This is a genomic window from Sphaerisporangium sp. NPDC049002, from assembly GCF_040649355.1.
Classification (GTDB): domain Bacteria; phylum Actinomycetota; class Actinomycetes; order Streptosporangiales; family Streptosporangiaceae; genus Sphaerisporangium.
In genome coordinates this window covers 1-2,407 of sequence record NZ_JBEZFH010000405.1, presented here as the reverse complement: position 1 = coordinate 2,407, position 2,407 = coordinate 1, and the positions used below count along the sequence as shown (strand labels likewise).

4 protein-coding genes are annotated in these 2,407 nt (G+C 67.9%); 1 reads left to right on the top strand and 3 read right to left on the bottom strand.

Annotated features, from left to right (window positions below; translation table 11 throughout):
• The coding region (locus AB0B89_RS36010; protein ID WP_358562158.1) for a hypothetical protein at window positions 1-766 on the top strand (766 nt) is incomplete at its 5' end.
• 320 nt (window positions 767-1,086) lie between these two features.
• On the opposite strand, the gene AB0B89_RS36005 is transcribed toward AB0B89_RS36010, so the two are convergent.
• From AB0B89_RS36005 to AB0B89_RS35995, 3 genes are all read right to left on the bottom strand, one after another.
• The gene (locus AB0B89_RS36005; RefSeq protein WP_358562155.1) at window positions 1,087-1,320 is read right to left on the bottom strand and encodes a hypothetical protein; all 234 of its coding nucleotides are present in this window, start codon (window positions 1,318-1,320) and stop codon (window positions 1,087-1,089) included.
• On the bottom strand, window positions 1,317-1,757 hold the full coding sequence (locus AB0B89_RS36000) for a hypothetical protein (RefSeq protein ID WP_358562152.1): 441 nt from the start codon (window positions 1,755-1,757) through the stop codon (window positions 1,317-1,319). The genes AB0B89_RS36005 and AB0B89_RS36000 overlap by 4 nt, the downstream gene beginning before the upstream one ends.
• Window positions 1,754-2,407, bottom strand: a 654-nt coding sequence (locus AB0B89_RS35995; RefSeq protein ID WP_358562149.1) for a PAS domain S-box protein, incomplete at its 5' end; no start/stop codon positions are given. The genes AB0B89_RS36000 and AB0B89_RS35995, both read right to left, overlap by 4 nt.

Below are 2,407 nucleotides of genomic sequence, written 5' to 3'. Positions count from 1 at the left end.
TGCCGCCGGGATACGGTCCTCCAGCGGGGTATCCCGCCGCGCCGGTCCACACCGCGCCCTCGGCGTACGGCATGCCGGGGCCCGGCGTGGCGTAGCCGAGCACGTCGGCGTTCCAGAGGAGGAACTGGAAGCGTTCGAGAACGACACCGCCAAACCGACCTCACCCGAGCTGGAACGGCTGTCGATCGTTTTGCGAACCCCGGTCTACCAGCTACGAGGCAACCCCCAGCAGCCGCGGGCCATCGTGGCGACGACCAAGCGGCCCTACACCGAGGAGGAACTGGCCGAGGTGGCAGTGCTCCTGGAGATGACCGAGGACGAGTTTCGCGGCACGTTGGCGTCTTTCGTGCGTAACCCCGACCGCGCGGGGAACCGGGTGTTCGCCCATCCCGATGTCATCGGCGACACCGCCATCGCGTTGCAGTGGCTCATGAAAGATGCCGACCGGCGCCTGCGCGACGCCAAGGGATTCAAGAAGAAAAACCACCACAAGGGGTCTGTCGCGGAGATCAAGGCGCAGAGCGAGCGGTACCGGCTGAACATGTACCTCAAGCAGATCCTCGGCTTGATGCACCGGCGCACTCCCCGCCATGCCGCTGAGGAAATCGTGGGCACCAAGTTCTGGCAGCTCACCTCGAAGGTCATGGTCGACCTGGAGGCCGGCGCCACCGCCAACCAGGCGCAGGCCAACCTGGAAAAGCGACTGCGTGAGGAGTTTCCGCAGGTGCTCGCCGTAACCCGGGGGTCGGCTCCAGTCAAGCGGTAAGACGCAAGTGAGCCCCGGCGCCGTGTGGCGCCGGGGCTCATCTGTGTCTTCGAGAGCTGCTCTTAACCCAGGAGCCTCCCAGGCCCCTTCGGGTTTACTCTCGGCTTGGGAAACCGGGATCCTCACGGTGAGCGAGACCCCATAGCCCGGTTATCGCGCGCATACCCGACACGGTTTCCCTGTGGGTCGCTCAGACCAGGGAGCGCAGGCTCTTTGGAGGAGAGTTGTTCCTGCACCGTTCGGGCGCTACCTCAAACCCAGGCCGAGAGAGCAGCCTTCACACATAGTAGGGCATCCCTACGACAGCCCCAAGCCCCGCATCATTGCGGCTTGTCACCTGCGGCGAGAGCGGTGGGGTCGGTGCGTGCGGTGTGCGGTGCCTGCCAGCCGGCGATGTAGGTCAGGGCGGCTGGGACGACCAGCGAGATCAGCGCCTGGACCGGCAGCGGAACGTTGCCACCGAACACGTAGACGCCTAGCAGCCACACCAGGAAACCCGAGACGGTGGCCGCCGCCGTGGCCGCCTTTACCTTGCTCTCGATCGGCCCGTTCATAAGTCGTCTCCCTCTATGCGCGGTATCGGCCCGATGGGGCGTGGGGAGGGCTTGAGTCCGGACGCGACCAGTTGCCGCCGCAAAGCGACGACCGTGCGCTCCAGGGTCGCCACGTGGGCATCGAGCGCCCGGATCTGGTTACGCATCGCGTTGCTGGTGTCCTGCTCCCGGGACAACTGCTCGTTCAGGCGCTCCAGTTGGACCTGCACCCGGTCGAGCTGCTTTTCCAGCTCGCGCAGGGCGTCCTCGTAAATGGTCTTGGCCCGCTGGAAGGCCTCGGCGTCGACCTTGCTCCTCTCCAGCTCGGCCGAACGGGCGGCGATCCTTTCGTTGGCCTCGGCGTTGACCCGGTTGGCCTTGGTGGCTGCCAGGAAGCTGAACACCGCGACCGCGATGGGGACAGCGGCCACGATGACCTGGACGACCAGCGGGTTCACGGCTCACCCCGCATGTCGCGGATGACCGCCGAGAAGGTGGGCCCTGCGGCGGACGCGTGAACGACCAGGGTCAGCTCCACCGGGAACTCGGCGCCCGCGGCGTCGACCGCCACCAACTCCAACGCCCGCCCGGTCATGCTCGGCGCGCCGCCGGCCCGGATCCTGTCCAGCCCGGCCAGGTGCGCGTGCACGTAGCGCTGCGGCATCAAGATGGTCAGCGGCTCGCCGATCACGGCGGCGGCGCATCGGCCGAACATCCGCTCTGCCGCGCGCGGCCAGGAGCTGATTCGCCCGGCGCTGTCGGCGGTCACCACCGCGTCTGAGGGGCGCGGCGGCGGGCGGGGCAGCTCCGAGGACTCCGGCCAGGTGGCGATGATGGTCAGCCACATGCCGAACACCGCGTACAGGGCCGCCGCCAGCCACGACCGCGGCGTGTCCTGGCCGAGCCAGTCCACCACGTACAAAAGCGCCCACAGCAGAAAGAGCGCGACGGTGACCGAGAAGGCCACACGGTCGTGGTTGCTCCACGCCTGGACCAGGCACAGCACGGCGGCGGCCATCCACGCCCAGCCCCACACCTGCGCCACGCTCACCTGCTCGTGGACGCCCCCGATCTCGGCGATCGCGAGGCCGTGGTCCATCAGGCGGAC